General features: G+C 61.7%; 29 protein-coding genes. 17 read left to right on the top strand and 12 right to left on the bottom strand.

Features of this window, described 5'->3' with window-relative positions; all coding sequences use genetic code 11:
- Positions 1-83: 83 nt before the first annotated feature.
- The 3 genes from CLV45_RS17225 to CLV45_RS17215 all read left to right on the top strand — a co-directional run bounded on the left by CLV45_RS17225 (position 84) and on the right by CLV45_RS17215 (position 2,687).
- Positions 84-1,595 (top strand): hypothetical protein, encoded by a 1,512-nt coding sequence (locus tag CLV45_RS17225; protein WP_157807608.1) that lies wholly within the window; start codon positions 84-86, stop codon positions 1,593-1,595.
- Between the two features lie 9 nt (positions 1,596-1,604).
- The gene (locus CLV45_RS17220; RefSeq protein ID WP_211289963.1) at positions 1,605-2,033 is read left to right on the top strand and encodes a secondary thiamine-phosphate synthase enzyme YjbQ; all 429 of its coding nucleotides are present in this window, start codon (positions 1,605-1,607) and stop codon (positions 2,031-2,033) included.
- Between the two features lie 78 nt (positions 2,034-2,111).
- Positions 2,112-2,687: a hypothetical protein gene (locus tag CLV45_RS17215; protein WP_157807607.1), complete on the top strand. Its 576-nt coding sequence runs from the start codon at positions 2,112-2,114 to the stop codon at positions 2,685-2,687.
- Positions 2,688-2,695: 8 nt separating this feature from the next.
- Here the strand turns inward: CLV45_RS17215 and CLV45_RS17210 are convergent, their stop codons facing one another.
- Both CLV45_RS17210 and gpmI read right to left on the bottom strand, forming a co-directional pair.
- Positions 2,696-3,277, bottom strand: coding sequence for a hypothetical protein (locus CLV45_RS17210; protein ID WP_100337724.1), 582 nt, complete (start codon positions 3,275-3,277; stop codon positions 2,696-2,698).
- Positions 3,270-4,817: a 2,3-bisphosphoglycerate-independent phosphoglycerate mutase gene (gene gpmI, locus CLV45_RS17205; protein ID WP_100337723.1), complete on the bottom strand. Its 1,548-nt coding sequence runs from the start codon at positions 4,815-4,817 to the stop codon at positions 3,270-3,272. Before gpmI ends, CLV45_RS17210 begins: the two co-directional genes overlap by 8 nt.
- A gap of 153 nt (positions 4,818-4,970) precedes the next feature.
- Here gpmI and CLV45_RS17200 point away from each other — a divergent pair, with 153 nt between their 5' ends.
- The 6 genes from CLV45_RS17200 (at position 4,971) to CLV45_RS17175 (ending at position 9,447) form a co-directional block, all read left to right on the top strand.
- Entirely contained in the window at positions 4,971-5,369 is a 399-nt protein-coding gene (locus CLV45_RS17200) for a DUF4783 domain-containing protein (protein ID WP_135396634.1), read from the top strand.
- A 144-nt stretch (positions 5,370-5,513) separates the two neighbouring features.
- Positions 5,514-6,374 (top strand): carboxylating nicotinate-nucleotide diphosphorylase, encoded by an 861-nt coding sequence (nadC, locus tag CLV45_RS17195; protein WP_100337721.1) that lies wholly within the window; start codon positions 5,514-5,516, stop codon positions 6,372-6,374.
- Between the two features lie 116 nt (positions 6,375-6,490).
- Positions 6,491-7,126 carry a hypothetical protein gene (locus CLV45_RS17190; RefSeq protein ID WP_100337720.1) on the top strand — a complete coding sequence of 212 codons (636 nt, stop codon included), beginning with the start codon at positions 6,491-6,493 and terminating at the stop codon, positions 7,124-7,126.
- 118 nt (positions 7,127-7,244) lie between these two features.
- Positions 7,245-7,616, top strand: a complete 372-nt coding sequence (locus CLV45_RS17185; protein WP_100337719.1) for a hypothetical protein — start codon at positions 7,245-7,247, stop codon at positions 7,614-7,616.
- Between the two features lie 236 nt (positions 7,617-7,852).
- On the top strand, positions 7,853-8,593 hold the full coding sequence (locus CLV45_RS17180; protein ID WP_100337718.1) for an SAM-dependent methyltransferase: 741 nt from the start codon (positions 7,853-7,855) through the stop codon (positions 8,591-8,593).
- 116 nt (positions 8,594-8,709) lie between these two features.
- Positions 8,710-9,447 (top strand): ZIP family metal transporter, encoded by a 738-nt coding sequence (locus CLV45_RS17175; protein WP_100337717.1) that lies wholly within the window; start codon positions 8,710-8,712, stop codon positions 9,445-9,447.
- Between the two features lie 19 nt (positions 9,448-9,466).
- Here the strand turns inward: CLV45_RS17175 and CLV45_RS17170 are convergent, their stop codons facing one another.
- The 3 genes from CLV45_RS17170 to CLV45_RS17160 all read right to left on the bottom strand — a co-directional run bounded on the left by CLV45_RS17170 (position 9,467) and on the right by CLV45_RS17160 (position 11,151).
- Positions 9,467-9,796 carry a hypothetical protein gene (locus tag CLV45_RS17170; protein ID WP_100337716.1) on the bottom strand — a complete coding sequence of 110 codons (330 nt, stop codon included), beginning with the start codon at positions 9,794-9,796 and terminating at the stop codon, positions 9,467-9,469.
- Between the two features lie 7 nt (positions 9,797-9,803).
- Positions 9,804-10,736 carry a DnaJ C-terminal domain-containing protein gene (locus CLV45_RS17165; RefSeq protein ID WP_100337715.1) on the bottom strand — a complete coding sequence of 311 codons (933 nt, stop codon included), beginning with the start codon at positions 10,734-10,736 and terminating at the stop codon, positions 9,804-9,806.
- A 76-nt stretch (positions 10,737-10,812) separates the two neighbouring features.
- Positions 10,813-11,151, bottom strand: a complete 339-nt coding sequence (locus tag CLV45_RS17160) for a DUF3140 domain-containing protein (protein WP_100337714.1) — start codon at positions 11,149-11,151, stop codon at positions 10,813-10,815.
- A 169-nt stretch (positions 11,152-11,320) separates the two neighbouring features.
- Between CLV45_RS17160 and CLV45_RS17155 the strand changes: the two genes are divergently transcribed.
- A complete protein-coding gene (locus tag CLV45_RS17155; RefSeq protein WP_157807606.1) occupies positions 11,321-11,734 on the top strand; it encodes a DUF6799 domain-containing protein in 414 nt (137 codons plus the stop codon).
- A gap of 66 nt (positions 11,735-11,800) precedes the next feature.
- Here CLV45_RS17155 and CLV45_RS17150 read toward each other — a convergent pair whose 3' ends face one another.
- Genes CLV45_RS17150 through CLV45_RS17140 form a run of 3 tightly spaced genes read right to left on the bottom strand, consistent with a single transcriptional unit; the run spans position 11,801 to position 13,271 of the window.
- Positions 11,801-11,995 carry a hypothetical protein gene (locus tag CLV45_RS17150; RefSeq protein WP_100337712.1) on the bottom strand — a complete coding sequence of 65 codons (195 nt, stop codon included), beginning with the start codon at positions 11,993-11,995 and terminating at the stop codon, positions 11,801-11,803.
- 39 nt (positions 11,996-12,034) lie between these two features.
- Complete coding sequence (locus tag CLV45_RS17145; RefSeq protein WP_100337711.1) at positions 12,035-12,424, bottom strand: septal ring lytic transglycosylase RlpA family protein; 390 nt, start codon at positions 12,422-12,424, stop codon at positions 12,035-12,037.
- Between the two features lie 10 nt (positions 12,425-12,434).
- Positions 12,435-13,271, bottom strand: coding sequence for a glycoside hydrolase family 25 protein (locus tag CLV45_RS17140; protein WP_157807605.1), 837 nt, complete (start codon positions 13,269-13,271; stop codon positions 12,435-12,437).
- 155 nt (positions 13,272-13,426) lie between these two features.
- Between CLV45_RS17140 and CLV45_RS17135 the strand changes: the two genes are divergently transcribed.
- The 3 genes from CLV45_RS17135 to CLV45_RS17125 all read left to right on the top strand — a co-directional run bounded on the left by CLV45_RS17135 (position 13,427) and on the right by CLV45_RS17125 (position 14,653).
- The gene (locus tag CLV45_RS17135) at positions 13,427-13,702 is read left to right on the top strand and encodes a VF530 family protein (RefSeq protein WP_100337709.1); all 276 of its coding nucleotides are present in this window, start codon (positions 13,427-13,429) and stop codon (positions 13,700-13,702) included.
- A gap of 109 nt (positions 13,703-13,811) precedes the next feature.
- A complete protein-coding gene (locus CLV45_RS17130) occupies positions 13,812-14,246 on the top strand; it encodes a hypothetical protein (RefSeq protein ID WP_100337708.1) in 435 nt (144 codons plus the stop codon).
- Between the two features lie 83 nt (positions 14,247-14,329).
- Entirely contained in the window at positions 14,330-14,653 is a 324-nt protein-coding gene (locus CLV45_RS17125; protein ID WP_100337707.1) for a hypothetical protein, read from the top strand.
- A 112-nt stretch (positions 14,654-14,765) separates the two neighbouring features.
- Here CLV45_RS17125 and CLV45_RS17120 read toward each other — a convergent pair whose 3' ends face one another.
- Entirely contained in the window at positions 14,766-15,149 is a 384-nt protein-coding gene (locus CLV45_RS17120) for an Hsp20/alpha crystallin family protein (protein ID WP_100337706.1), read from the bottom strand.
- A 261-nt stretch (positions 15,150-15,410) separates the two neighbouring features.
- Here CLV45_RS17120 and CLV45_RS17115 point away from each other — a divergent pair, with 261 nt between their 5' ends.
- The gene (locus CLV45_RS17115; RefSeq protein ID WP_100337705.1) at positions 15,411-16,187 is read left to right on the top strand and encodes a PPK2 family polyphosphate kinase; all 777 of its coding nucleotides are present in this window, start codon (positions 15,411-15,413) and stop codon (positions 16,185-16,187) included.
- 17 nt (positions 16,188-16,204) lie between these two features.
- Here CLV45_RS17115 and CLV45_RS17110 read toward each other — a convergent pair whose 3' ends face one another.
- Both CLV45_RS17110 and CLV45_RS17105 read right to left on the bottom strand, forming a co-directional pair.
- Entirely contained in the window at positions 16,205-17,233 is a 1,029-nt protein-coding gene (locus CLV45_RS17110; RefSeq protein ID WP_211289962.1) for a Gfo/Idh/MocA family oxidoreductase, read from the bottom strand.
- Positions 17,234-17,437: 204 nt separating this feature from the next.
- Entirely contained in the window at positions 17,438-19,210 is a 1,773-nt protein-coding gene (locus CLV45_RS17105; RefSeq protein WP_100337704.1) for a serine hydrolase domain-containing protein, read from the bottom strand.
- A 609-nt stretch (positions 19,211-19,819) separates the two neighbouring features.
- Here CLV45_RS17105 and CLV45_RS17100 point away from each other — a divergent pair.
- The 3 genes from CLV45_RS17100 to CLV45_RS17090 all read left to right on the top strand — a co-directional run bounded on the left by CLV45_RS17100 (position 19,820) and on the right by CLV45_RS17090 (position 22,029).
- Positions 19,820-20,233, top strand: a complete 414-nt coding sequence (locus tag CLV45_RS17100) for a hypothetical protein (RefSeq protein ID WP_157807604.1) — start codon at positions 19,820-19,822, stop codon at positions 20,231-20,233.
- A gap of 43 nt (positions 20,234-20,276) precedes the next feature.
- A complete protein-coding gene (locus tag CLV45_RS17095) occupies positions 20,277-20,882 on the top strand; it encodes a pentapeptide repeat-containing protein (protein WP_100337702.1) in 606 nt (201 codons plus the stop codon).
- A gap of 76 nt (positions 20,883-20,958) precedes the next feature.
- Positions 20,959-22,029, top strand: a complete 1,071-nt coding sequence (locus CLV45_RS17090; protein WP_100337701.1) for an NADH:flavin oxidoreductase/NADH oxidase — start codon at positions 20,959-20,961, stop codon at positions 22,027-22,029.
- Between the two features lie 218 nt (positions 22,030-22,247).
- Here CLV45_RS17090 and CLV45_RS17085 read toward each other — a convergent pair whose 3' ends face one another.
- The gene (locus tag CLV45_RS17085; RefSeq protein ID WP_100337700.1) at positions 22,248-22,649 is read right to left on the bottom strand and encodes an NUDIX hydrolase; all 402 of its coding nucleotides are present in this window, start codon (positions 22,647-22,649) and stop codon (positions 22,248-22,250) included.
- Positions 22,650-22,725 lie beyond the last annotated feature (76 nt).

Raw genomic sequence — 22,725 nt, 5'->3', positions numbered from 1 at the left:
TTTGTCATCCTGAGCCGCGCGAAGGACCTTACCCTGTTCGAACAAGTCGTTCCACTGGCACAAGGTCCTTCCCGTCGCTCAGGATGCCTTGTTTTTACCTGATCCACATTGCCGCTATGCGCTTTCTGCTACCCTTGCTGCTCGTCTTCTCCTGCCTGCTGACCGTGCTGCCGGGCTGCGAGCCGAAGGAGGACCTGCTGACCACCGACCCCGGCGCCAAACTCGAATTCTCGACCGATACGGTGCTCTTCGACACGGTCTTTACCCAGGTCGGCACCGTCACGAAGCGGCTGTGGGTGTACAACCGCAACAGCCGGGCGGTGAAAGTGGAGCAGATCAGCGTCGCGAATCCGGCCGTGTCGGAGTATTCCATCATCGTCAACGGCGACGGTGGCCCGCTGGCGAATAACGTCGAAATCCGGGGTAAGGACAGTTTGCTGGTACTGGTGCGGGCCAAGCTGGGCCCCGGCGCCCAGGCCGAGGGCAAGCCCTTCCTGATTGCCGACCAGCTCCGGTTCAAAACCAACGGCAACGACCAGCAGGTAGAGCTGGTGGCCTACGGGCAGAACGCCTTTTTCCACCGCGGCGTGCTGGCCTGCAATGAAGTGTGGACCAAAGCCAAGCCCCACGTGCTGCCCGGCTCGGTGCTGGTACCGGCCGGCTGCGTGCTCACCATTGAGGCCGGCGCCCGGGTGTATGCCCACGCCGGGGCGGCCATCGTTGTGAAAGGCACCCTGCGGGTAAACCCCGACTACGCGCCCCGGGGCGAAATCAAGCCCACCGACCCCAACATCGTGCGCTTTTCCGGCGACCGGCTGGAGGCTTTTTACAATGAAATTCCCGGGCAGTGGGCCGGAATTCAGTTCGACTCGGTGAGCAGCCGCAACAACGTGGTGCGCTACGCCGAAATCAAGAATTCGAGCTTTGGCCTGCTCACCTACAATCCCGGCAACCGCCAGCCGCGGCCCCGGGTGACGGTGGAGAATACCATTCTCAGGAACATTTCCGGCTCCCGCCTTTCCTTCGCCAGCGCCCAGGCCTTCGAGGGAGCCGGCGTGCTCAGCATTGCCGGCGAGTACACGCTGACCAACTGCCTGTTTACCAACTGCGGCGAGTACGCCATTTTCGGCCTTTCGGGTGGCACGTTCAACCTGAACTTCTGCACCATTGCCAACTTCACGCCCCAGTTCCGGCGCGAAACCGAGTCGTTGACTTTCTCCAATGAGCCGGTGGCCAAGTGGACCCAACTGCCCATCGTAACGCGCATCAGTATCCGCAACTCCATTATCTGGGGCTCGGTGCCGGAGGAGCTGCTCTTCCAAAACGGCAACGAGTATGCCGACCTTACCATCCAGAACAGCGTGCTGCGTACCCAGCGTTACAAGACGTCGTTTCCGGGCAACCTGATTAACACCGACCCCAAGTTTAAGCGGCCCGCCGGTCAGTTTGCCGATAGGTTCGACTACAACCTCGATACGCTTTCGGCCGCGAGCAATACGGCCCGGCCCTTTGGTGAGGTAGCTACCGACCTGCTGGGCCGCCCCCGCGACCTGAACACGCCCGACCCCGGCGCCTACGAACGCAAAAACCGTTAGCCTGCCCCTATGATCTGGATTCAGAAACGCCTGCGTATGCCCGCCGTGCGCCGCGGCTTCCACCTCATCACCGACGTGCTGGTGGCCGAGCTGCCCGAGCTGGAACGCATCAAAATCGGGACGGTCCACTTCTTTATCCAGCACACCTCGGCCAGCCTGAGCATCAACGAAAACGCCGACCCCACCGTGCGGCACGACTTCGAGCAGTACTTCAACCGGGCCGTGCCCGAAAATGCGCCCTACTTCCTGCACACCCAGGAAGGCCCCGACGACATGCCGGCCCACCTGAAAGCGGCTACGCTGGGCACTTCGGTCACCATCCCGATTACCAACGGCGAACTGGCCCTGGGCACCTGGCAGGGTGTATATCTGGGGGAGCACCGCAAAAATGGCGGCCGCCGCTGGATTGTGGTCACCCTCATGGGCACTGAAGGCTAAGCCCCGGAAATAAATCGGGCGGGCGGCAGGCCAAGCGCTAAGCATTTGCGTAAGAAGCAGCAAAGGCCTTTTCGCGCTATGTTATCTGCTCTGTTGCTTTCGTCGGTCAAACTCGTATCTGCCCTGGCAGTATGCGCCGCCATGAGCACCGGGCCCGACTTCGGCGACGACAGGTCCACCAGCCGCACCCAGGCTGGGCCGCCCACCACGCCCAAGCGCCGCACAGTGGCCCGGGCCGTAACGCCCCGCGCTACCTGCGTTACCACCAACGATACGCTGGCCGGGCAACCCTTCGGCGCCGAGCTGACCACCGATGAGCTGCTGCGGGCCGGGGCCAAGGTCGTGTCGCGGAGGTGTTTGGCCAATGTGCACGAGAAGGGCCAGACCGACACCATTCTAACCTTGCAGCATCAGGGCAACCAGTTCGAATTCTACTGTTTGCCCGAGCAGCGGCTGTTGCGGCGGGCCGTTATTACCAACTTCCGCCCCGGCTACGGCCAGCGCCTGCGCCAGACCCTGGACGCCTCGACCCGGCAAAATGGCGGCTCCTGCGCCAAGGTTCAGATTCGGGACACCGAGCGGGCCAACAACGTGTCGGCCACCTTCACGGAAGGCAAGCCGGCCGTGGCCCGCGTCGAGCCGTATCTGGATTAGTACCCCCGCTAAGGCAATACCGTAACCGTAGCCGAATAGCGCAGCGTGTCGAACATGACCAGCTTCTGCACGCCCCGAACCCGGTACGATTTCAGCAGCCCGTTCTGATAGTTTAGCGCCAATACTTTGCGCGAGAAAAACAGCGGGTTGTCCTGGGTCAGAGTGGCTTCGATGCTACCACCCTGCGTGTCCGTTTCCTCAATCCGCAGCTGGTCCACGATATTCTCAATTCCGGCTTTGCGGCGGTAGAGCTTCGCCGTAGTTACAGTGTCACCGGCCGGGGCGGCCACGGCTTCGTAGGCCCCGCGCAGGGCCGGCTTATTGATGTCGGCCTGGTAGAAAATCTGTAGCTCCTTGCTCCAGTCCACTTTTTCGACCCGGGTAGTTTCCACTTGCCCGTCGCGCAGGGTCACCCGCTTTTCTACGGCCGGCTGGCGCTGGGTGAGCAAAGCGGCCTGGTTGTCCAGAAAGCCCTTCACGTCGAAGTACAGCGGCTTGCGCGCCGGTTGCCCCGCACGGGTAGCTTCCGGCTCCTGACCACAGGCCGTAGTCAGGAGCAGGCAGGCGGCGGCCCAGAGTGCTTTACGCATTCGTGGAAGCGGCAGCGGGTTGGAGCAGCGAGGTGCCGGTCATATCGGCCGGTTGGGGCAGGCCCATCAAGGCCAGCACCGTGGGGGCAATGTCGCCCAGCTTGCCGTCGGCCAGGGTGCCCTCGTAGTCGGCATCGGCCAGAATGCAGGGCACCAGATTGGTAGTGTGGGCCGTGTTGGGGCTGCCGTCGGGGTTTATCATCATGTCGGCGTTGCCGTGGTCGGCAATGATGATACAGGCGTAGTTGCTGTCCAGGGCGGCCGTTACCACGTCCCGGGTGCAGGCGTCCACGGTTTCTACGGCTTTCACGGCGGCCTCAAACACGCCGGTGTGGCCCACCATGTCGGGGTTGGCGAAGTTGAGCACCACGAAGTCGGCCGACTTGGCCTGCAGCTCGGGCACCAGGGCGTCGCGCAGTTCGTAGGCACTCATTTCAGGCTGCAAGTCGTAGGTGGCCACCTTGGGGGAGGCGCGCATCAGCCGGGTTTCCCCGTCGAATTCCACCTCCCGGCCGCCCGAGAAGAAGAACGTGACGTGGGGGTACTTCTCGGTTTCGGCAATGCGGATCTGCTTTTTACCGTTGGCTTCCAATACCGCGCCCAACGTGTTTTCGAGGTTGTCCTTTTCGAAAATCGGGGTGACGCCCACAAACGTGGCGTCGTAGTTGGTCATGGTCAGGTAGTGCAGGTTCAGCCGGTGCATGTTGAAAGCGTGGAAATCCTGCTGGGTCAGCGCCTGCGTGATTTCCCGGCCCCGGTCGGTGCGGAAGTTGAAGCAGATTACCACGTCGCCTTCCTGAATGGTAGCCAGCGGCAGCCCGTCGGCCCCGACTTTCACAATCGGCTTCAAGAACTCATCCGTCACGCCGTCCTTATAGGAGTCCAGCATGCTCTGAATCAGGTTTTGCGACGGGGTGCCCTTGCCGTTCACCAGCAGGTCGTAGGCTACTTTCACCCGTTCCCAGCGGTTGTCGCGGTCCATGGCGTAGTAGCGGCCCACGATGGAGGCAATCTTGGCGCCGGTGCGGGCCGTGCTTTGCTCCAGGTCATTGACGTAGTTGACGCCACCCTTGGGGTCGGTGTCGCGGCCGTCGGTGAAGGCGTGAATAAACACCTTGTGCACGTCGGCATCATGAGCCAGGGTGCACAGGGCCTTCAGGTGCTCGATGTGGGAGTGCACCCCGCCATCCGACAAGAGCCCGATGTAGTGCAGGTTTTTGCCGTTGGTGCGGGCGTATTCGAAGGCTTTTTCCAGCGCCGGCATCGAGCCCAGCTTCCGCTCCCGGATGGATTTGTTGATGCGCACCAGATCCTGGTACACCACCCGGCCGGCCCCGATATTCATGTGGCCGACTTCCGAATTGCCCATCTGCCCGTCGGGCAGGCCCACGGCTTCGCCCGAGGCCTGCAGCTTACTGTGGGGAAAACGTTGAAACAGTGAGTCGACAAACGGAGTATTGGCCTTATCAATAGCCGATACTTCCGTATTCTGCGCCAAACCCCACCCGTCCAAAATCACCAGCAATACCTGTTTATTCATAGGGGCAAAGATAAGGGCACGGGTCGGAACGTGCACATTTTGTTGGTTTGGGTTAACTTAGAGCCGTGGCGACCGGCTGTAGGGACATTTAGATAAACCATGCCTACTTGGCATAGTTTTCGCGAACTGCATGATACATTCCCTACATATAGTATGAAACGCAACATTTTTCAGGTTATTACCGTCGTCTGGTTCTTGTTACTTTCCGTAACGGTACTGGCCCAGGGTGAAGCCTTCACGCCGGTCCGCAATGCCATCCGCAGCGGCTCGTCCCGGGAACTGTCCCAGTACTTTGGGTCGACGGTCGAGCTGAGCTTCGATGGGGACAAGCAAAGCTACAGCTCCACCCAGGCCGAGTTTGTGATGAAAGACTTCTTCGCCAAAAACTCCCCCGCCGGGTTCGACTTTGTCCACTACGGTGGTAGTAACGAAGGAACTCCCTACGCGGTTGGCAAATACGTCAGCAAAACCGGGGCCTACCGGATGTTCGTCAAGATGAAGTCGGCGCAGGGCAGCCTGGTGATTGACACAATTGATTTCACCAAGGAATAAGTCGTTTAGCCCCACCGGTAGCCCTAAGAATTTGAAAAAAAGCTACTTATTCTAACAGAAGCGTTGCCTAAAGGCGGCCAACTGTTTTTCTGGTTTCTGAGGAAGGCCCCGGCGCATGTCGGGGCCTTTTTCTATTTTTGCACCGTGCAAAACCCATCCTACCTGACTCCCGAAGCCCTTACCACCTTTATTCGGACGGCCCTGGCCGAGGATATCGGCGACGGCGACCATTCCTCCCTGGCCTCCATTCCGGCCGAGGCCCGCAACCGGGCCCATCTGCTGGTAAAAGACGCGGGCGTGCTGGCGGGCGTGGAGCTGGCCCACCTGATTTTTCGCGAAGTCGATACCGACCTGCAGGTGGAAGAGCTACTCAGCGACGGGGCCCTGGTGAAGCACGGCGACGTGGCCCTCATCGTGGAAGGCCGCTCCCAGAGCATCCTGACAGCTGAGCGCCTGGTGCTCAACTGCATGCAGCGCATGAGCGCCATTGCCACCAAAACGGCTTACCTGACCAGCCTGCTGGCCGGCACCAAGGCCAAGCTGCTCGACACCCGCAAGACGACGCCTAACTTCCGTATCTGCGAAAAGTGGGCCGTCCTCATCGGCGGCGGCGTAAATCACCGCTACGGACTTTTTGACGGTATTATTCTCAAAGACAACCACGTCGACTACGCCGGCGGCATCCGTGCGGCCATCGAGGCCACCCAGGCCTACCTCACGCGCACGGGCCGGCAGCTGCCCATCGTGGTCGAAACCCGCACCCTGGCCGAGGTGCAGCAAGTGCTTGAAATCGGCGGTGTCGAGCGGATTATGCTCGACAACATGGCCCCGGCCCTGCTGCGCGAAGCCGTAGCGCTTGTTGCCGGCCGCTTCCCCACCGAAGCCTCGGGCGGTATCACCGAGCAAACCATTGCCGACGTCGCCCAGACCGGCGTGGACTTCATCTCCGTCGGCGCCCTGACCCACTCCGTCAAAAGCCTGGATTTGAGCCTGAAAGCATTTTAAATTAATGTGCTAATGTGGTTGAATGTGCTGATGTGCTAATGCGTTATTGCTCATTGGCCGCCACTATATTCATTAGCACATCAGCACATTTCTCACATTAGCACATTACCCCCAAGATGCAACAACCCAATCAACGCGGTGGCTACCGGCAGGCCCAGGGGCCGGCGCCCATGGCCATTCGCACCAAGAAATACCAGCTCGACACCGATACCTACACCCGCATGGCCATGGCCCAGGTGTGGCGCAAGGAGTGGTGGTACGCGCTTATTCCGCTGGCCCTAGGCCTGCTGCCCGCTATTATCTGGCCCTCGTGGTGGTGGCTGCTGGCGGCCGTGCTGCTCACGCTGCTGTTTGTGCTGCTGCGCTCGGCCCAGATTACGGGCGTGGCCCAGATGGAGCAAAGCAAGGCCCTGTTTGAGCGCATGCACTACGAAATCGACAACCGCCAGGTGATTCTGCGCCAGAGCGACACCAAGGGCATGGGCCTGACCTGGGACATGATTGGGCAGGCCCGGCGCGACAACGACGCCTACCTGCTGTGGCTGCAGCCCCCCGCGGCGGCCGATGAACTCAAGGGCTTCAAGGGCTGGATGGCCCGCACTTTCAACGTGCCGATCTTCCTGCACTTCCCGCTGCGCATCTTCAACTCGCCCAACGATATCAAGCTGTTTGACTCGATGCTGCGCCGCAAAAACCTGCTGCCGGCCCAATCTCCGGCCGCTCCCGCGCCGACGAGCCCAACTTCCGCGTAACTTTGACCCGGCCACGCCGGTACAGTACTCTGGTACGAAGCAGGTAAGGCCGCCGGTAAAAGTCCGGTACCGGGCTGGTCATCGGCCCCAACGCTTAGCATTTCAACTCTTTACGAACATGACTAAAAATCTTCTGCTCTCCGCCGTGGCCGTGGCCACCCTGGCCCTGAACGCCTGCAGCAGCGAACCCTCGGACCTGCGTCCGGAAGCCAAAGTATCCGTGGATCAGGTAGCTCCTGGCACCCGCTCGAGCGATAATTTCGACCTGGGCACGGAGCATGAGCCCAACCAGGCCAAGGGCGGCGCCATTGCCGCGCCCATCAGCTCGGACGTAGAGTTTGAGAAGGACCGCCACCCCAACGCCGAAGCGGCCCGCTCGGCCAACGGTGAAGCCGAAGACCGCACCAAGGCCAAGGAAGCCGCTCCGGCTCCCGCCGAAACCCTGCACGACAACGACGAAAAGCCCGCTGAGAAAATGAAGGAGGAGTAGTATCCTCCTCGTTATCAGATGCCTGACCCCATTTGCGGGTGCTCCCAACAGGTTGTTGGTGGCGCCCCAGATGGGGTCAACTTCTTTTATAAGAGCCCAGCGTTCACCGGGCTCAGACGTGGGCGCCAACTTAAAGTCGATGGCTTTTTGTAACATTGTTGCAAAATTGCGCGTCTGCCTGAACTGCCGCCGCGCTTAGCTCCGCCCACCATTCCGCTTACCTCCTTCCTTTCCGAATGCCACAATCCGAAGCCGAATGGTTTAGTACCTGGTTTGATTCGCCTTATTACCACCTGCTCTACCGGGACCGAAACCACACCGAAGCCCGGGTATTCATCGACGAGCTGCTCACCCACCTGCATCCTAAGCCCACGACCCGCCTGCTGGATCTGGCCTGCGGCAAAGGTCGGCACGCTATTTATCTGAGTGAGAAGGGTTATGACGTAACCGGCGTGGATTTGTCGCCGGAAAGTATTGCCCACGCCCAGCAGTACGCCCACGAGCACCTGCACTTTCATGTGCACGATATGCGCGACCCGCTGCCCTACGGTCCGTTCGACTTCATCTTCAACCTGTTTACCAGCTTCGGCTACTTCGCCAACGAAACCGAAAACGTGGTAGCACTCCGCTCGGCGGCGGCGGCCTTGCGGCCCGGGGGCAAGATGGTCATCGACTTCATGAACACCGAGCTGACGGTGCGCGGCCTGGTGGCCCGGGAAGAAAAAACCGTGGACGACATCACCTTTCACCTGCGCCGCCACCTCGACAACGACTTTATCGTCAAGGAAATCAGCTTCGTGGACCGCGACGGGCAGCAGCAGCACTACCAGGAGCGGGTGCGGGCCCTGAGCCAGGAGCGGTTTGAGGAGTACTTCCACATGGCTGGCCTGCGCCTAGCCGAAGTGCTGGGCGACTACCACCTGGGCCCCTACGACGAAAAGACCAGCCCCCGTATGATCTTCGTTTTGAAAAAATAGATTTTAATGTGGTGAATGGGAGAAATGTGCTGATGTGCTAATGCTTGATATACAGACTACTGCTACAAGCAAGGCTCAGTACATTTCCACATCAGCACATTAGCACATTAACGCCTATGTGGTTTGCCGTTTTTCTGTTGTTTCTGACCGTGCTGGGGGCCGGGTGGCTGACTCGGCTCGTGCCAACGGCCCGCACCGTGTGGATGAAGCCGCTGCTGGCGTTTAGCGGCGCCTACCTCTTCACGCTGACCATCATGCACCTGCTGCCGGAGGCCCTGAGCGTGGGTCCGGAGTTTAGTCACCGCATTGGATACTTTGTGCTGGCCGGCTTTTTTGGGCAGCTACTGCTGGAGGTTTTTTCGCAGGGCGTGGAGCACGGGCACGTGCACTACCACACCTCCCACGCCGGACGGGTGCCGTTTCTGCTGTTGTTCTCGCTCGTGCTGCACTCCTTTTTGGAGGGCAGCATCCTGGTGAAGTCGCCGGATGCGGCGGGGGTGGGCCAGAGCTTCTACGCTATTCTGGCCGGTATTGCTCTGCACCACGTTCCGGCCGCATTTGCCCTGATGGCGGCCCTGTTGCTGCGGCTCAACAGCTTTAAACGGGCCTTTCCCTACCTGATCATCTTTGCGCTGGCCGGGCCGGCAGGTGTTGTCGTCAGCAACTACGTGGTGCTGGAAGAGCTGCTGCGGGGTGGTTGGTATGCGGGCTTGCTGGGGTTGGTGGCCGGCAACTTTCTGCACGTCTCCACCACCATCCTGTTTGAAACCAGCCCCGAGCACCACCTCAACCTGCCCAAGCTGGCGGCTACCGTGGCCGGCTGCGCCCTGGCTCTGGCCGTGGATATGGTGTAACGCAAACTGGGCCACCCACTTACAAATCGGCTTCGAGCGTGGGCCCCGAGCCGCGCAGAAACCGTTCGAGCTGGGCGGCCCGGGCCGTTTGCTGGGCCAGAGCCTCCTGCAAGGCCACCAGCCGCCGGCGCATGGCCACGATGATGTCAATGGCTTCCTTGCTCATGCCCAGGTCGTGGTGCAGGCGGGCCAGGCGGGCTAGGTGGTCGGTTTCGCCGTGGATGGCGCCCGGCACGCCGGGGGCATCATCGAGCAGGCCCAGGTCAACAAACTCGCGGACGTCGGCCTCGCTCAGGCCGTATTGGGCCGAGCATTCGAGCAGAGTGATGGTGAGGACATTGGTTTCCATAACGCAGTTAAGCTTCGTTGCGGAGAGTAGCCAGTTGCTGGATTAACGCTTTTTCTTCCTCGGTCAGGTTTTGGGGCAAAGTCAGGGTCAGGCGCAGGTACAGGTCGCCAAACTGCCCGGCCTGCTTGTACACCGGAAAGCCCTTGCCGCGCAGCCGCAGCCGGGTGCCGTTCGGGGTTTCGGGCTTAATCTTGATTTTAACCGGCCCCGAAAACGTGTCCACCACCTGCTCGCCGCCCAGCAGGGCCTTGTAGATGCTCACGGGTACGTCCATGGTCAGGTCGGCGCCGGTGCGGGTATAGCGTGCGTCGGGCTGCAGCCGGATGGTGATGTAGAGCGAGCCGCTGGGCCCACCGTTGCGGCCCGGGGCGCCCTGGTCGCGCAGGCGGATGGTTTGCCCGTCTTCCACGCCGGGCTGAATGTTGATGCGCAGCTTTTTGCCGTTCACGGTCAGCGTGCGGGGCCCGCCCTGATAGGCATCTTCCAGGGTCAGCTCCAGCTCGGCTTGGTAGTCCTGGCCGGCCGCCGGCCGCGGACTGCCGCCGGCCCCGCCGAAGATGGAGCTGAAAAAGTCAGAAAAGTCAGCCCCACCGAACGGGTCATTGCTGCCACCCCCGCCAAAGCCTTCGAAACCGCCGCCGCCCTGGGTGTACTGCGACCAGTCGAAGCCCCCGCCGCCGGGCTGCCCGCCCCGGCCGGCCCCGGCCTGCTGGTAGCGCTGCCAGTCGGCCCCGAGCTGGTCGTACTTGCGGCGTTTTTCCTCGTCGCTGAGCACCTCGTTGGCCTCGTTTACTTCCTTGAACTTACGCTCCGCATTCGGGTCGTTCGGGTTTACGTCGGGGTGATACTGGCGGGCCAGCTTGCGGTAAGCCTTCTTGATTTGGTCAGTGGTAGCGTTTTTTTCGACGCCCAGAATCTTGTAATAGTCTTTGTAGTCCATGATGGATGTGCGGGTGGCAGCTTGGCCGTGCGGGCCGGGCCGAAGGTGCAGTTCGGCGGGGCCCGCACGGCCAAGGTTATTTCTTCAGTGGGTCGTGGCCCCAGTTCATAAGGGAGTAGCGCCAGCGCGAATGTTCTTTGTCGGCGTGCGGGCCCTGGGCCAAGTGGCGGCTAATATAGGCGTGAACCTTGCGCATGTGGGCTTCATCCTCGGCGGTGAGGTCGGCTTTCTTCTTCTGCAGAATCTGGATGATGTGGCGGCCCGACTTGTGGCCGATGCTTTCCCCGTCGCCATCGTTCTGCCCCACCGATTTGGATTCCTCCGTTGTAAGCCACTTTTCCAGCTCCGCCGCCGTCATATTGACTTGCTGCTTGAACTCGGCGTAAATGTTCGGGGTCGTTGGCTGATTGGTCATGTGGTGGAGCTTGACGTAAGGGAATGAGTGGACGAAGGACAAGAGAAGTTGTTTTTAACGCCAGCCGGTAAAAGTTGGTTGTTGCGGGCGGGGCCGGAACTTTCGCCAGGTTTTTGTATTTTACACTACCGCTACCAAGCTCTACCTCTCTCACTTTAATGGCTCACGTATGAAGCTTCGTTTCTCATTTCTGTTGACGCTCGGGCTGGCCGTCGCCGGCTTTGCCGCCCAGGCTCAAACCAAAGTAGCGCCCCGCCGGGCCGTGGCACCCAAGCAAAAAGTTGTGGTGCGGGAAGGCGTGACGCTCAAAGACGGCGTGGTGATGCAGGAAGGCAAAGTGCTGGTAACCCAGCAGGGCCACACCACCCCCCTGGCCGACGCCACGACCCTGACCAACGGCACCAAAATCATGGCCGACGGCACCGTGACCAAGCCCGACGGCAGCACCGTAACCCTGCAGGAGGGCGACATGATGTCGCTCAGCGGCCGGCTGACTACCAAAGCCATGAAGGCCGAGCAGGACAGCCTGATGATGATGGCCAAAAATGGCAAGGGCAAGGCCAAGGTCAAGCGTAAAAACTAGCTTGGCTGGTTTGCTTTCATTCACAAAAAAGCTCCGCGGCAGGCTGCCGCGGAGCTTTTTTGGGGACTAAACCTGGCTGTAGTCCCGGAAGATTTCGTGGACTTCGACCTCGTCGCGGGCTTCCACTATTTCGTTGATGACGAACTGGATTTCGGCTTCGGTCCAGCCCTGGGCTTCGGCCGCTTTGACGAAGGCACTCAGGGATGTAAACCGGTCGGCTTCGGCCGGCTGAAGCCATTTTACTTTTTTGCGGATGCGCATACGGCAGCAGCTGGAGTTAAAGAAAGTGAGAGGAAACGCTTAGCGCCGACCCGCGGCCCGCACCACTTTGAGCTGCACGGGCGCCACTCCGGCGTCGACGATGTCTATTTTACGGGCGGCCTTGCGCGAAAGGTCGATGACGCGGCCCTTGGCGTGCGGTCCCCGGTCGGTTACGGTAACCTTAACCGAGCGGTGGTTGCGCGGGTTCGTGACCTTGACCACCGTACCAAAGGGCAGGGTGTTGTGGGCGGCCGTGAGCTTGTTGGGCCGGTAAGTAGTGCCACTGGCCGTTTTACGTCCGTCGAACTTATCGGCGTAGTACGAGGCCCCACCCGACTGAGTAAAGGCGTTTTTGCTGCCGCCGCAGCTGCTCAGCAGCGCAACAACCAGCAGCAGGGCGGTAGAACCGCGAAATAAGGCTACAGTCATCCAGACTAAGTTAGTGAGGTTTACCGGGCCTGGTCGGCCGGGCGGCTGGAATCCGCAAGGCCAGCAGATTCTCGAAGTTACCCTGAAACACGTTAAAGTCGACCGTACCGCGGATGCCAGGCACGTAGGCTTCGTCGCTGTGCTGCCAGATTATCCACTTGTCGCGGGGCAGCTGGGGGCTTTCCACTTCGTAGTGAGCCAGCCAGAGCGGGTAGTCGTCGAAGTGCCCGGCCAGGTGGCGCTTGTAGAAGCTGTAGTTGGAGTACAGAATTGGCTTCACGCCATAATGCCGCTCCACCAGCCGCAGCCAGGTGCCCACGCCCCGGCGCATCACGGCCACGTCGTGAAACTCGGGAGCTTCCACGTCAAGCACCGGCGGCAGGTCGCCGGCCGCCAGGGGCACGGTGCGCGTGAACAGGTTGGCTTGCTTGGCCCCGTCGTAGTTGGGCTGAAAGTAGTGGTAGGCGCCCCGGTAAATGCCCGCGGCCCGGGCCTGCTTCCAGTTGCGCTGGAAGCGGGCGTCGCGCAGGGTTACCCCCTCACTGGCCTTGATGAAGGCAAAGCGCACGTTGTGCTCGGCTACGGTTTGCCAATCAATTTTACCTTGATAAGACGAAACATCGATGCCGTGCACCGAGTAGCCGGCCAGCATGGGCGTTTTTTCGCGGCCCGTGAGCTGACCGAAGGTAAAGCTGGCGTAAGCGCGGCGGGCGTAGCGGTGAATCTGGCGCTGGTAGCGCAGGTACAGGGCCACGCTCACGATTCCCAGGGCCAGCACGGCCAGGCCCAGATAGCGGCGCCAGGGAGTAGCGCGGCGGCGCGAAACAGGTCGGGAAGATTTATTCATGAGAGTTGCCATGCCAAAGGTAACGAACAACCCGGGCCCAATGATGCCCGGTGGCCGGCAAAAACCTGCTTGCGGAGGGGCTGGGAGCCCCAACCGGCGCAGATGCCCACGCTTTTGAGCACCTTTGCAATTCCTGCCGCTTATCTTCTTCTGTTATGTCCCAGCCCAATCCCCACGATGTTCGCGACGAATCCGGCCACCTTATTCGGGAGCTGCACGGCGTCACACTGGCCCAGATTCTGGAGTACCTAGTGGCCCGCTACGGCTGGCCCGGCCTCGACGAGCGAATCCGCATCAACTGCTTCTCGGTCAATCCGTCCGTTAAGTCCAGCCTGACGTTTTTGCGCCGTACGCCCTGGGCCCGGGCTAAGGTGGAAGATCTGTACGTGCGGGCCCGGACGGCCGAAATCCTGGGCCGGCAGCTACCCTAGCGGGCAACTAAACGGGAGCGGGAGAGTATAGCAGGCAAATTTCCTGGTACAGTTCTTGGCTAGCGTTGGACAAGACAAGGAAATACCTTCACTCTCCCACCCCTTCTACATGAAAAACCGCACGCACAACTTCTTCAGCGCCCTACTTTTTGCCGGCTTAGTCATTGCCGGTAGCTCGGTCCAGGCCCAGAATAAAAAGATTGGCGCCGCCGTCCAGAACGGTAACGGAGCCTACGTGCTGAAAACAGACCGCTCGGTGTGCATGACCAATACGCTGCTGGGCCTTTCTACGCTGCCCAGCACGGGCTGCGTAAATATGACCCAGGAGAAATTCATCGTAACGCCCAGCGGCAACTCATCGGCCATCTGGCGCGGCACGGTGCCCGAGGGCCAGCGGCCCGCCCAACGCGTAGTTTATAACTCAACCTACGTGGAAGTAGCTGAAGGGCCCACCAAGGGCGCGACCTACAACACGGTGGCTACCACCGAGCCCTCGGGCGCCGTTACCCTGACTTTTGACCGTAAGCCCAACGGCAAGAAATAACGGCAGCCGTAGCCAGCCCACGATGCCCAGTCGGCCAGTCGGATATCCGGCTGGCCGACTTGTTTTTGTAGCTTGGGGCTGCAATGGCTGAAATCAACCAAAAGTCCGGGCCCGGGGCGCTGCTGCTCGGGGCCGTGTTGTTCGTCGCGTTTGAAACCGTGGCGTATTACTTGCTGCGCTGGCTCACCTCGGGCCTGGGCATGACCGACCAGTTTCAACCCGAAAACACCATCGTCAGCAATTGGGTCAAGACGGTGGTATTTCTGCTGCTGCACCTGGCCCTGGTGGTGGCGGCCGTGCTGGTGCTCAGCAACCGGCTGCCGCGGCGCTACCGCGGGCAGGTGATGGGCTGGTTTTACCTGTCGCTGCTGCTGGGCTTCGTACTGTTGATTCCGCTGTTTGGCTAACTACCCGCGGGTCCGCCAGGCAATAAAAAAGCCACTGCGGAAGGCAGTGGCCAAGTGGAACAATGGTGTCGGTCGGCCCCGACGGTATGAACGATGCAGCAGGAGCAGATTCCTAGCGCTGCTTGATTTCGATTTCGCGCTTCTGAGCGGCGGCATCCTTGAAGGGAATGCGCACCTGTAGCTCCCCCCCTTTGTGCACGGCGTCGATGCGGCTCAGGTCGAGGTTGGCGGGCAGGTCCAGGGTTTGGGCAAACAGCGGGGCTGCTACCTGGTCCTCGGGCTTATGGCGGTACTCACAGTACACCGTCAGGCGCGTGTTGTCGAGCACGACGTGGAAGTTTTCGGGGCTTACGGCCGGAATGGCTACCCGCACGACCACGCCCTGTTCGCGCTTATCCACGCGCACTACCGCCTGGGCCGTGCCGCCACCCAAGGTGTTGAGCAGGTCGAGCTGGGGGGCGATGTTGCGAATAAACTCTTTGCTAATCAGATTCATGGCTGGTTTCCTTTCTTGGTTGACAGCACAAATACAAATGCTGTACCAACCTGAATCAAGACCCGTGCAGGCCTGCTTACGGTCAAATTGGCGGTTTTAAGCTCCGCCACCCGGTGCATTCCGGCCATTGTGGCTGAATTTCAGGTCGTAAAAAGTCGTTCTTGCAGCTTTTACTACCCGATTGAAGGCCTAACAAGCCAGCAATTAGCCCTGGGCCGGCCGGGTGCGTATAGAGAGCCGAACCGTTACCTCAATCCGCGCATGAAAGATTCTGCCGCCTTTGACTTGTTGACCCTGGCCAGCCGGGCACCCCACCACGTGCACAAGGACGACGCCCAGCGGGAAACCGAGCGAATCCGGCAAGACTTGGTGGAGCTGCAGGACCGGCTTTACGCCGAAAACCGCCGCAGCGTGCTCGTCATTTTGCAGGGCATGGACGCCAGCGGCAAGGACGGACTGATTCGTAAGGTCTTCAGCGGCCTCAACCCGCAGGGCGTGCGGGTGCACTCCTTCAAGGAGCCGACCACCGAGGAGCTGGCCCACGACTTTCTGTGGCGGGTGCATCAGCAGGTGCCGCGCCACGGCATGATTCAGGTCTTCAACCGCTCCCACTACGAGGACGTGCTCATTACCCGGGTCGAGCAACTGATAACCACCGAGGAGGCCCGGCGGCGCTTTACGGCCATCAATGCCTTCGAGAAGCTGCTGCAGCAGGCTGGCACTACGGTGCTTAAGTTTTACCTGCACGTATCGGAAGACGAGCAGCGCGAGCGGCTGCAAGAGCGTATCAACGACCCGGCCAAGCAGTGGAAGTACGAGGCCGGCGACGAAGCCAAAGCCCTGAAATGGCCGCTTTACCGGGCCGTGTACGAAGACGTATTCCGGCACTGCAACCCCGACAGCTGCCCCTGGCACCTAGTGCCCGCCGACCAGAACTGGTACAAAGCATATGTCGTGGCCAAAACCCTGCGCGACGCCCTGCGGGAGCTGGACCCGCAATACCCGGCCAGTAAGCTAGACCGGCCGAAGCAGGTGTAGGCTTCCTGCCCAAAGGCTTACACCGTCCAGAGGTCGTCGGTTTGGGCCAGGATTTCGTTTTGCCACAGCAGCTGCTCTTCCCGGATGGGGTAGGGCGCATCGTGGCGAATGGTCTGGTACACGGCTTCGAACAAGCCCGTGTAGTCACCTTTAGCGGCGGGCAGTACGGTGGTAGTTTTCACGTCGTTGCCGCCAGCAATGGTCAGGGTGCCGGCCTGGTCGGCGGGCTCGAGGCCGTATTCCGGGGCCAGGGGCGAGAGGCCGGCCAGCAGTTGGGCTTCCTGCACGTCGCTGCGGTTTTTGCGGAAGCTGCCCTGGGTGCCGTGCACCACGAAGGCCGGGAGCGGGTCGGCAATGAGCAGCCCCGAAGCCACCGTAACCGTGAAGCCCGAGTACAGCAGCTGAATAGAAAAATAGTCGTCGACCTGGGTGCCGGCGCGGAAGCGGCCGGTGGTTTTGCGCGTTTTCAGGGGCTGGCCAAACAGGCTGAGGGCCTGGTCGAGCAGGTGGGGGCCCAGGTCGTAGACCAGGCCGCTGCCGGGCAGGGGCGTTTCCTTAAAAGGCTTGGGGTTGAGCGTGGTCTTGAACCGGTCGTAGCGAAAGGTAACCTCCACGAGCCGCCCCAGCTGCCCGCCCTCAATGACTTGCTTAACCAACTGAAAGTCACTGTCCCAGCGGCGATTCTGGTAGGCCAGCAGGTGCTTGCCCTGTTGCCGGGCCAGGCCCCACAGCTCCCGCACTTCCTCGGGCGAAGTGGCCACGGGCTTTTCCAGCAGCACGTGTTTGCCGGCCAATAAGGCCTGGCGGGTGAAGTCGGCGTGGGTATTGCTGGGCGTGTTGACAACCACCAGCTCCAGACTGTCGTCGGCCAGCAGGGCCTCCACACTGTCGTAGCTCGTCACGCCGGGGTAGAGCTGCTGGGCTTCCTTACGGCTGCGCTCCGTGACGGCGGCCAGCTCAAAACCGGGATGGGTGGCAACAAACGGGGCGTGGAAAACCTTGCCCGACATACCGTAGGCCAGCAGGCCCGTGCGAATTTGTGTCATATAGATAGATAGTTGAGGCGAACAGCCAGCCGGGCCATGGCCCGACCAGGTACCGCAGCCGAAGTCGTGTTTGGCTGCAGTACGCAAAGTACACGCCTCAGCCGGACTTTGGCGCCGGTTATCCGCCCAACTACTCCTAGAAACCGGCCGTGGCCGCCGGCCCGACCAGTCGGCTTCAGCTTACTTGGCCCGGCGTAAGCTCGTTTACGCCCGGGCAAACCATTTCAGCCAGCTCCAGCCTTTGGAGTGCTGCTTGCTCAACTGAGAACCGGCGGCATCATCGGCGGCGGGCTTGGTGGCGGGCAGCGGCTTTTTACCAGCCGCCTTGCTGGCCGTGCTGCTCTTGGTGGGGCGGCTCGTCGCGGCAGACTTTTTACCGCTCGTGCGGCCCAGCTTGGCCAGCAACGACGGCGCGGCGGGCGTGTGAAACTGCCAGGTGGGGTTGCCATCCAGGGCGTACATGGCCTGCTGCCCGGTGGTGTCGTTCTGAAAATACTCCACCACCCGGGCGTAGTAGGTCTTGTTGGGCGTCAGATTCCGGATGGTCACGGCGCTGTCGGGGCTGGCGGCCACCACGTAGGTTCCCTTGCTCAGGGCCGAGCCGTGGCCGAAAGCGGCGTCGGCGGCGTAGCTGGTGCCATCGTGGGGCAGGGTTTCCACGGGGCTGCCTTCCCGCACCACCACCAGGCGGCGGCTGCCGTTGCCATTGGTCCAGCGCAGACTAGCCGCGGTGGGCTCAGTTACCTTGCTCCGCAGGGCGGCGGCATTCTGAGCGGGAGGGAAAAAGTCCTGAGTAGGCCATTCGGTGGCGCCTTCCACACACTCCCAGCCCAGTTTTTCCAGGTCGTTCCAGAACCGGTTGGGGTTGGCGCGGCTGTTGAGCAGAATGGCCCAGGTGTAGCCGTCGGCCGTTTGGGCCACGCAGCTGGCCGTGCCGTCGAGGCTGCCGGTGTGCCAGTTCACTTTTTTGCTTACCATCCAGCCCTTGCCGTAGTGGCGGTTGTTGTCGGATGGCTCCATCATCTGGGACTGAGTGGCGGGAGTCAGCACGTCGGGCTGGGCCGGGTTGCCGTCGGTGGCCAGCAGGAAGCGCACCAGGTCCCGGGCGGTAAACAGCCAGCCGCCGTGGGCATTCATGGCCTCAATGTTCCAGCTGCCGTAGGCCGCCGGCACTTCTTTGCCGTTGCCGTAGCAGGAAAGTCGGTGGTCCTTGCTGAAGTACTCTGCTTCGCGCTCAGCCTTATTAACCAGCAGGTTACGACCCAGGTGCGCCTCGTGAATCCCGGCCGGGGCCAGGATGTGCTGCTGCACCCAGGCCTCGTAGGGCTGCCGGGTTACCTGCTCCAGAATCTTGCCCAGCACCAGGTAGCCCACGTTGGAATAGGCGTAGCGGGCCCCAGGCTTGAAGTCGAGGCCCTTGCTGAGCAGAAAGCGCACCATGGTGGAGTCGCCCACGGGGTTGGGCACGCTCAGCGCGTCGGCCACGTGCAGCGGGAAGTCGATGGGGTCGGAGGTGTTGTAGCCGTCCACGCCGTTGTTGCGGTTCCAGCCGGCGCTGTGCTCGAGCAGCTGCTGCACGGTGATGTCGTAAATCCGCCCGTCCTGAATGGCACTGCTGTAGTAGGCCGACTGCAAATACCCCTCGGGGCCGAAAGCTTTGTGCTGCAAATCAATCCGGCCTTCTTCCACCAGCTTCATGATGGCCGTGGCCGTCACGGGCTTCGACACGCTGGCCACCCGCAGCAGGTGGGAGGGGCGCATGGGCTCGGTGCGGGCCAGGTCGGCGTAGCCAAAGGCCCGGCAGTACACCAGCTTGCCCTGCCGGCTGATGGCCACCGAAGCCCCCGGAATTTTCCAGCGCTTCATAAACTGCTCAATGGCGGCGTCGCAGTGGGCCAGCTGCGGCGTAGAGGCCCCCGTTTGCGCCAGCGCGGGAAACGCCAGCAGCCCCAGCACTAGGGCCAGTAATTTCTTCACAAATCCAACTTGGCAGGTAAGACGCTAAACCGCCGGTTTGCGGGCCGGCCAGTCTTTCGACTGAACTACAAGTTTATTGGATTATTCTGAAGAAATGGCAAGCCGTTATTTAGAATAAGTTGTAATTTTTGAAGGTAAATAACTGGCTGGTTGCGGCTTGTTGCTTGGGAGTCGGAGTAGCGCAAATAGCCTGCAGCAAGCAGCCACCCGCTAAAATGTAATTATGGCGTTGTGGCGGCCGGCACCTCAACGTCGGCGGAAAGGGAAGCGGAGCGGGGCCCCGGCTGGTAAAATACCTAGATGTAGGTATTGCGCGGGCTCGGCAAACGCAGGAATATTGGGGTACCACCGTTGCCGTGCCGGGGCAGCGTTCTGCCAGCTGCTGCGCTACGGTACAACGGTGTTTTCAGCAGAAAACTCAAGGTATACGGCGCTTCGGCGCCCAGTCCGGGCAAGTAGTGGTTGGGGTCATCTGGGCTCAACCCGCTTGTTTACAGGCGCGGGGCTTTGCCTCGTGCCTGTTTTGCTTTCGGGGCCACGGCTAAATTTTCCCGATGGGGTTACTACTTGCAGCCGGTGGCCGTAGCTTTGCCCGCTTACCCGCCGCCCATGCCCTTGCCGCTCCTGCCCGATTTTCTGACGCTCACCTACCGGCCCGACCTGCACTTGCTCGTGGTGCGCTGGCAGCGCCTGATTTCGGTGGCCGAAATGCAGCAGGGCTACTTGCTCATCCTGGAGCACGCCGCCGCCCACGCCTGCCGCCACTGGCTACTCGACGGCCGCCGCCGCTTCAACACCGACCGAGAAGGGGCCCAGTGGATGCTCAGCTCGTTTTTGCCCCTGCTCCAGCCCCGCCTGCAGCAGCGCACCTACCTGGCCTACCTGCTGGCCCCCGTAACCCTGCGCGACCAGGACGCCGACGCCGCCTTTCCGCCGGCCGCCTACTTCAACGGCCGGCCCTTTCTGGGGGAGCGGTTCGTGGAGGAAGGCGAGGCCATCCGCTGGCTGCAGCAGCAACCTTAGCCCGGTTTTCCTCCTTACTATATCGTCTGAACTCCCTCTTGCCATGAAGCAGCGTCGCGCCAAGCCGGCCGGTCGGCCCACCGTATTTCCCGCCGAAAACCGCTTTGAGCGTTGGGACGCCCGCACCCTGGCCGCTCACCCCGACACTGAGTTTGAGCAGTGCCACTTCATCGGCTGCGACTTTTCCGGGGCCCAGCTCGGGCAGCTGCGGTTTGCCGACTGCCTCTTCGAGCGCTGCAACCTCGCCTCGGCGGCCATGGCGGGGGCCAGCCTGCAGAACGTGGCCTTTGCCGACTGCAAGCTCTCGGGCGTGCAGTTTGCCGCCTGCCGCGACTTTCTCTTCGAAGTACACTTCCAGGGTTGCCAGCTGCACTACGCTTCCTTCTTCGGCAAAAAGCTGCGCAACACCCGCTTTGTGGGCTGCTCCCTGACCGATGCCGACTTCACCAGCGCCGACCTGACCGAGGCGGCCTTTGCGGACTGCACCCTGCGCGGCACCGTGTTTCGCAGCACCCAGCTCACGGGCACCGACTTTACCACCGCCTCCGAGTTCAGCATCGACCCCGACGGCAACACTCTCACCAAGGCCCGTTTCACCCTTACGGGCCTGCTGGGCCTGGTCGATAAGTACGGTATAATCGTAGAGTAGGGGCTGGGGCTGGTCTGCCACCAAAACCCGCGCCCTCCCAATTCAGTTTAGGCTACTTACTCAACCCTGCATACTTATGGCCAGTCTGTTTACGCCGCTCACCATTCGCGGCCTCACGATTAAAAACCGCATCACCGTCTCGCCGATGTGCATGTACAGCAGCCGCGACGGGTTCGTCAACGACTGGCACCTGGTGCACCTGGGCAGCCGGGCCGTGGGCGGGGCGGGCCTCATCATCACCGAGGCCGCGGCCGTGGCGCCCGAGGGCCGCATCACCCCCGACGACCTGGGCATCTGGAGCGACGAGCACCTACCGGGCCTCAAGCGCATCACCAACTTTCTGGCCGAGCACGGGGCCGTGCCCGGGATTCAGTTGGCCCACGCCGGCCGCAAAGCCAGCACCTTCACTTCCTGGAAAGGCAACGGCGTAGTGCCCGAAGCCGAAGGCGGCTGGCAAACCGTGGCGCCCAGCGCCGTGCCGTTTCACGCCGGGCAGCCCGAGCCCCTGGCCCTCGACCAGGCCGGCATTGATAAGGTTATTGCCGACTACCGGGCCGCCACGCTGCGGGCCCTGGCGGCGGGCTTTCAGGTGGTGGAAATCCACGCGGCCCACGGCTATTTGCTCCACGAGTTCCTTTCGCCCCTGAGCAACGCCCGCACCGACAGCTACGGCGGCTCGTTTGAGAACCGCTGCCGCCTGCTGCTGCAAATCGTGGACGTGACCCGCGCCGAGTGGCCGGCCGAGTACCCGCTGTTCGTGCGCATCTCGGCCACCGACTGGACCGAGGGTGGCTGGACCGCCGAGGATTCCGTGGCCCTGGCCCGCCTGCTCAAGGAGCACGGCGTGGATTTGATTGACTGCTCGACCGGCGGCAACGTGCCTACCGCCCCAATTCCGGTGGGCCCGGGCTACCAGGTGGAGTTTGCCGAGCGGGTCCGAAAAGAGGCCGACATCCTGACCGGGGCCGTGGGCATCATCACCTCCGCCCAGCAGGCCGAGAGTATCATTGCCAGCGGGCAGGCCGACCTGGTGCTGCTGGCCCGCGAGATGCTGCGCGACCCCAACTTCCCGCTGCACGCCGCCCAGGAGCTAGGTGTGGATGTGGAGTGGCCCGTGCAGTACGCCCGCGCCAAGCGCCACAAGTAAGGGCGTGGTCCGCCCCCGCCGGGTCGCGCCCCACGAGTACCCCAGCCGCCCACCCGGGTAGCCAAAAAGAGGGCCGGAGTTGCTAATTCAGCGACTCCGGCCCTCTTTTTGGCCACTCAAGTCGCCGAATCGGCAACCCGAGTGGCCAAGCTGGTTACTGGGGTCCTTTTTCTGGCAACTCGGGTAGCCTCGGGGGTATTCGGTAGGGGCCGGCGAAGCTAGTCGGCGAGCTGGCCCTGCTCGCGGAGCCAGTCGAAAATCAGCTGGTCGACGGCCGATACGCGGGGGCGGTCCTGGTAGGTGAGCCAGGCGAGTTCCGCAATTTCGGCGGCGGGCTGCAGCGTACCGCTATAGTCGGCGGCGTAGCAGAGCATGCGTACCAAGACTCCCTCGGCGTGGCCGTGGGCCTGGGCTTCGAAGGTGCCCAGGTAGCGCAGACTCTCCGGCGTGAGCGTCACGGTCAGCTCCTCCCGGATTTCCCGAATCAGGGTCTGGGCGTCGGTTTCGCCAGCTTCGCGCTTGCCACCGGGAAAGTAGTAACGGTCTTTGCCCCGGCTGCGGGTGCTCAGCACCAGGCCCTGGTGCAGGTGCAGCCAAGCTACTTTGTCGATAATCTGCATGGGGATTGGTCGTAATCAGGCGGATACTATATTTAAGGAGCCGTCGGCAAAGATAATCGGGGCCATGCAGCCCCGA

Source organism: Hymenobacter chitinivorans DSM 11115, assembly GCF_002797555.1.
Lineage (GTDB): Bacteria > Bacteroidota > Bacteroidia > Cytophagales > Hymenobacteraceae > Hymenobacter > Hymenobacter chitinivorans.
This window is presented reverse-complemented; position numbering and strand designations above follow the sequence as displayed.

Bases quoted from the DNA above. Each gene is read 5' to 3' on its own strand.
- CLV45_RS17090 (WP_100337701.1), top strand. From the start codon at position 20,959: ATGGCCAGTCTGTTTACGCCGCTCACCATTCGCGGCCTCACGATTAAA.
- CLV45_RS17175 (WP_100337717.1), top strand. From the start codon at position 8,710: ATGTGGTTTGCCGTTTTTCTGTTGTTTCTGACCGTGCTGGGGGCCGGG.
- CLV45_RS17215 (WP_157807607.1), top strand. From the start codon at position 2,112: ATGTTATCTGCTCTGTTGCTTTCGTCGGTCAAACTCGTATCTGCCCTG.
- CLV45_RS17140 (WP_157807605.1), bottom strand. From the start codon at position 13,271: ATGAATAAATCTTCCCGACCTGTTTCGCGCCGCCGCGCTACTCCCTGG.
- CLV45_RS17220 (WP_211289963.1), top strand. From the start codon at position 1,605: ATGATCTGGATTCAGAAACGCCTGCGTATGCCCGCCGTGCGCCGCGGC.
- CLV45_RS17145 (WP_100337711.1), bottom strand. From the start codon at position 12,424: ATGACTGTAGCCTTATTTCGCGGTTCTACCGCCCTGCTGCTGGTTGTT.
- gpmI (WP_100337723.1), bottom strand. From the start codon at position 4,817: ATGAATAAACAGGTATTGCTGGTGATTTTGGACGGGTGGGGTTTGGCG.
- CLV45_RS17170 (WP_100337716.1), bottom strand. From the start codon at position 9,796: ATGGAAACCAATGTCCTCACCATCACTCTGCTCGAATGCTCGGCCCAA.
- CLV45_RS17225 (WP_157807608.1), top strand. From the start codon at position 84: ATGCCTTGTTTTTACCTGATCCACATTGCCGCTATGCGCTTTCTGCTA.
- CLV45_RS17110 (WP_211289962.1), bottom strand. From the start codon at position 17,233: ATGACACAAATTCGCACGGGCCTGCTGGCCTACGGTATGTCGGGCAAG.
- CLV45_RS17150 (WP_100337712.1), bottom strand. From the start codon at position 11,995: ATGCGCATCCGCAAAAAAGTAAAATGGCTTCAGCCGGCCGAAGCCGAC.
- CLV45_RS17085 (WP_100337700.1), bottom strand. From the start codon at position 22,649: ATGCAGATTATCGACAAAGTAGCTTGGCTGCACCTGCACCAGGGCCTG.
- CLV45_RS17115 (WP_100337705.1), top strand. From the start codon at position 15,411: ATGAAAGATTCTGCCGCCTTTGACTTGTTGACCCTGGCCAGCCGGGCA.
- CLV45_RS17155 (WP_157807606.1), top strand. From the start codon at position 11,321: ATGAAGCTTCGTTTCTCATTTCTGTTGACGCTCGGGCTGGCCGTCGCC.
- CLV45_RS17120 (WP_100337706.1), bottom strand. From the start codon at position 15,149: ATGAATCTGATTAGCAAAGAGTTTATTCGCAACATCGCCCCCCAGCTC.
- CLV45_RS17200 (WP_135396634.1), top strand. From the start codon at position 4,971: ATGAAACGCAACATTTTTCAGGTTATTACCGTCGTCTGGTTCTTGTTA.
- CLV45_RS17095 (WP_100337702.1), top strand. From the start codon at position 20,277: ATGAAGCAGCGTCGCGCCAAGCCGGCCGGTCGGCCCACCGTATTTCCC.
- CLV45_RS17130 (WP_100337708.1), top strand. From the start codon at position 13,812: ATGAAAAACCGCACGCACAACTTCTTCAGCGCCCTACTTTTTGCCGGC.
- CLV45_RS17135 (WP_100337709.1), top strand. From the start codon at position 13,427: ATGTCCCAGCCCAATCCCCACGATGTTCGCGACGAATCCGGCCACCTT.
- CLV45_RS17125 (WP_100337707.1), top strand. From the start codon at position 14,330: ATGGCTGAAATCAACCAAAAGTCCGGGCCCGGGGCGCTGCTGCTCGGG.
- CLV45_RS17185 (WP_100337719.1), top strand. From the start codon at position 7,245: ATGACTAAAAATCTTCTGCTCTCCGCCGTGGCCGTGGCCACCCTGGCC.
- CLV45_RS17160 (WP_100337714.1), bottom strand. From the start codon at position 11,151: ATGACCAATCAGCCAACGACCCCGAACATTTACGCCGAGTTCAAGCAG.
- CLV45_RS17180 (WP_100337718.1), top strand. From the start codon at position 7,853: ATGCCACAATCCGAAGCCGAATGGTTTAGTACCTGGTTTGATTCGCCT.
- CLV45_RS17165 (WP_100337715.1), bottom strand. From the start codon at position 10,736: ATGGACTACAAAGACTATTACAAGATTCTGGGCGTCGAAAAAAACGCT.
- CLV45_RS17190 (WP_100337720.1), top strand. From the start codon at position 6,491: ATGCAACAACCCAATCAACGCGGTGGCTACCGGCAGGCCCAGGGGCCG.
- CLV45_RS17100 (WP_157807604.1), top strand. From the start codon at position 19,820: ATGCCCTTGCCGCTCCTGCCCGATTTTCTGACGCTCACCTACCGGCCC.
- CLV45_RS17210 (WP_100337724.1), bottom strand. From the start codon at position 3,277: ATGCGTAAAGCACTCTGGGCCGCCGCCTGCCTGCTCCTGACTACGGCC.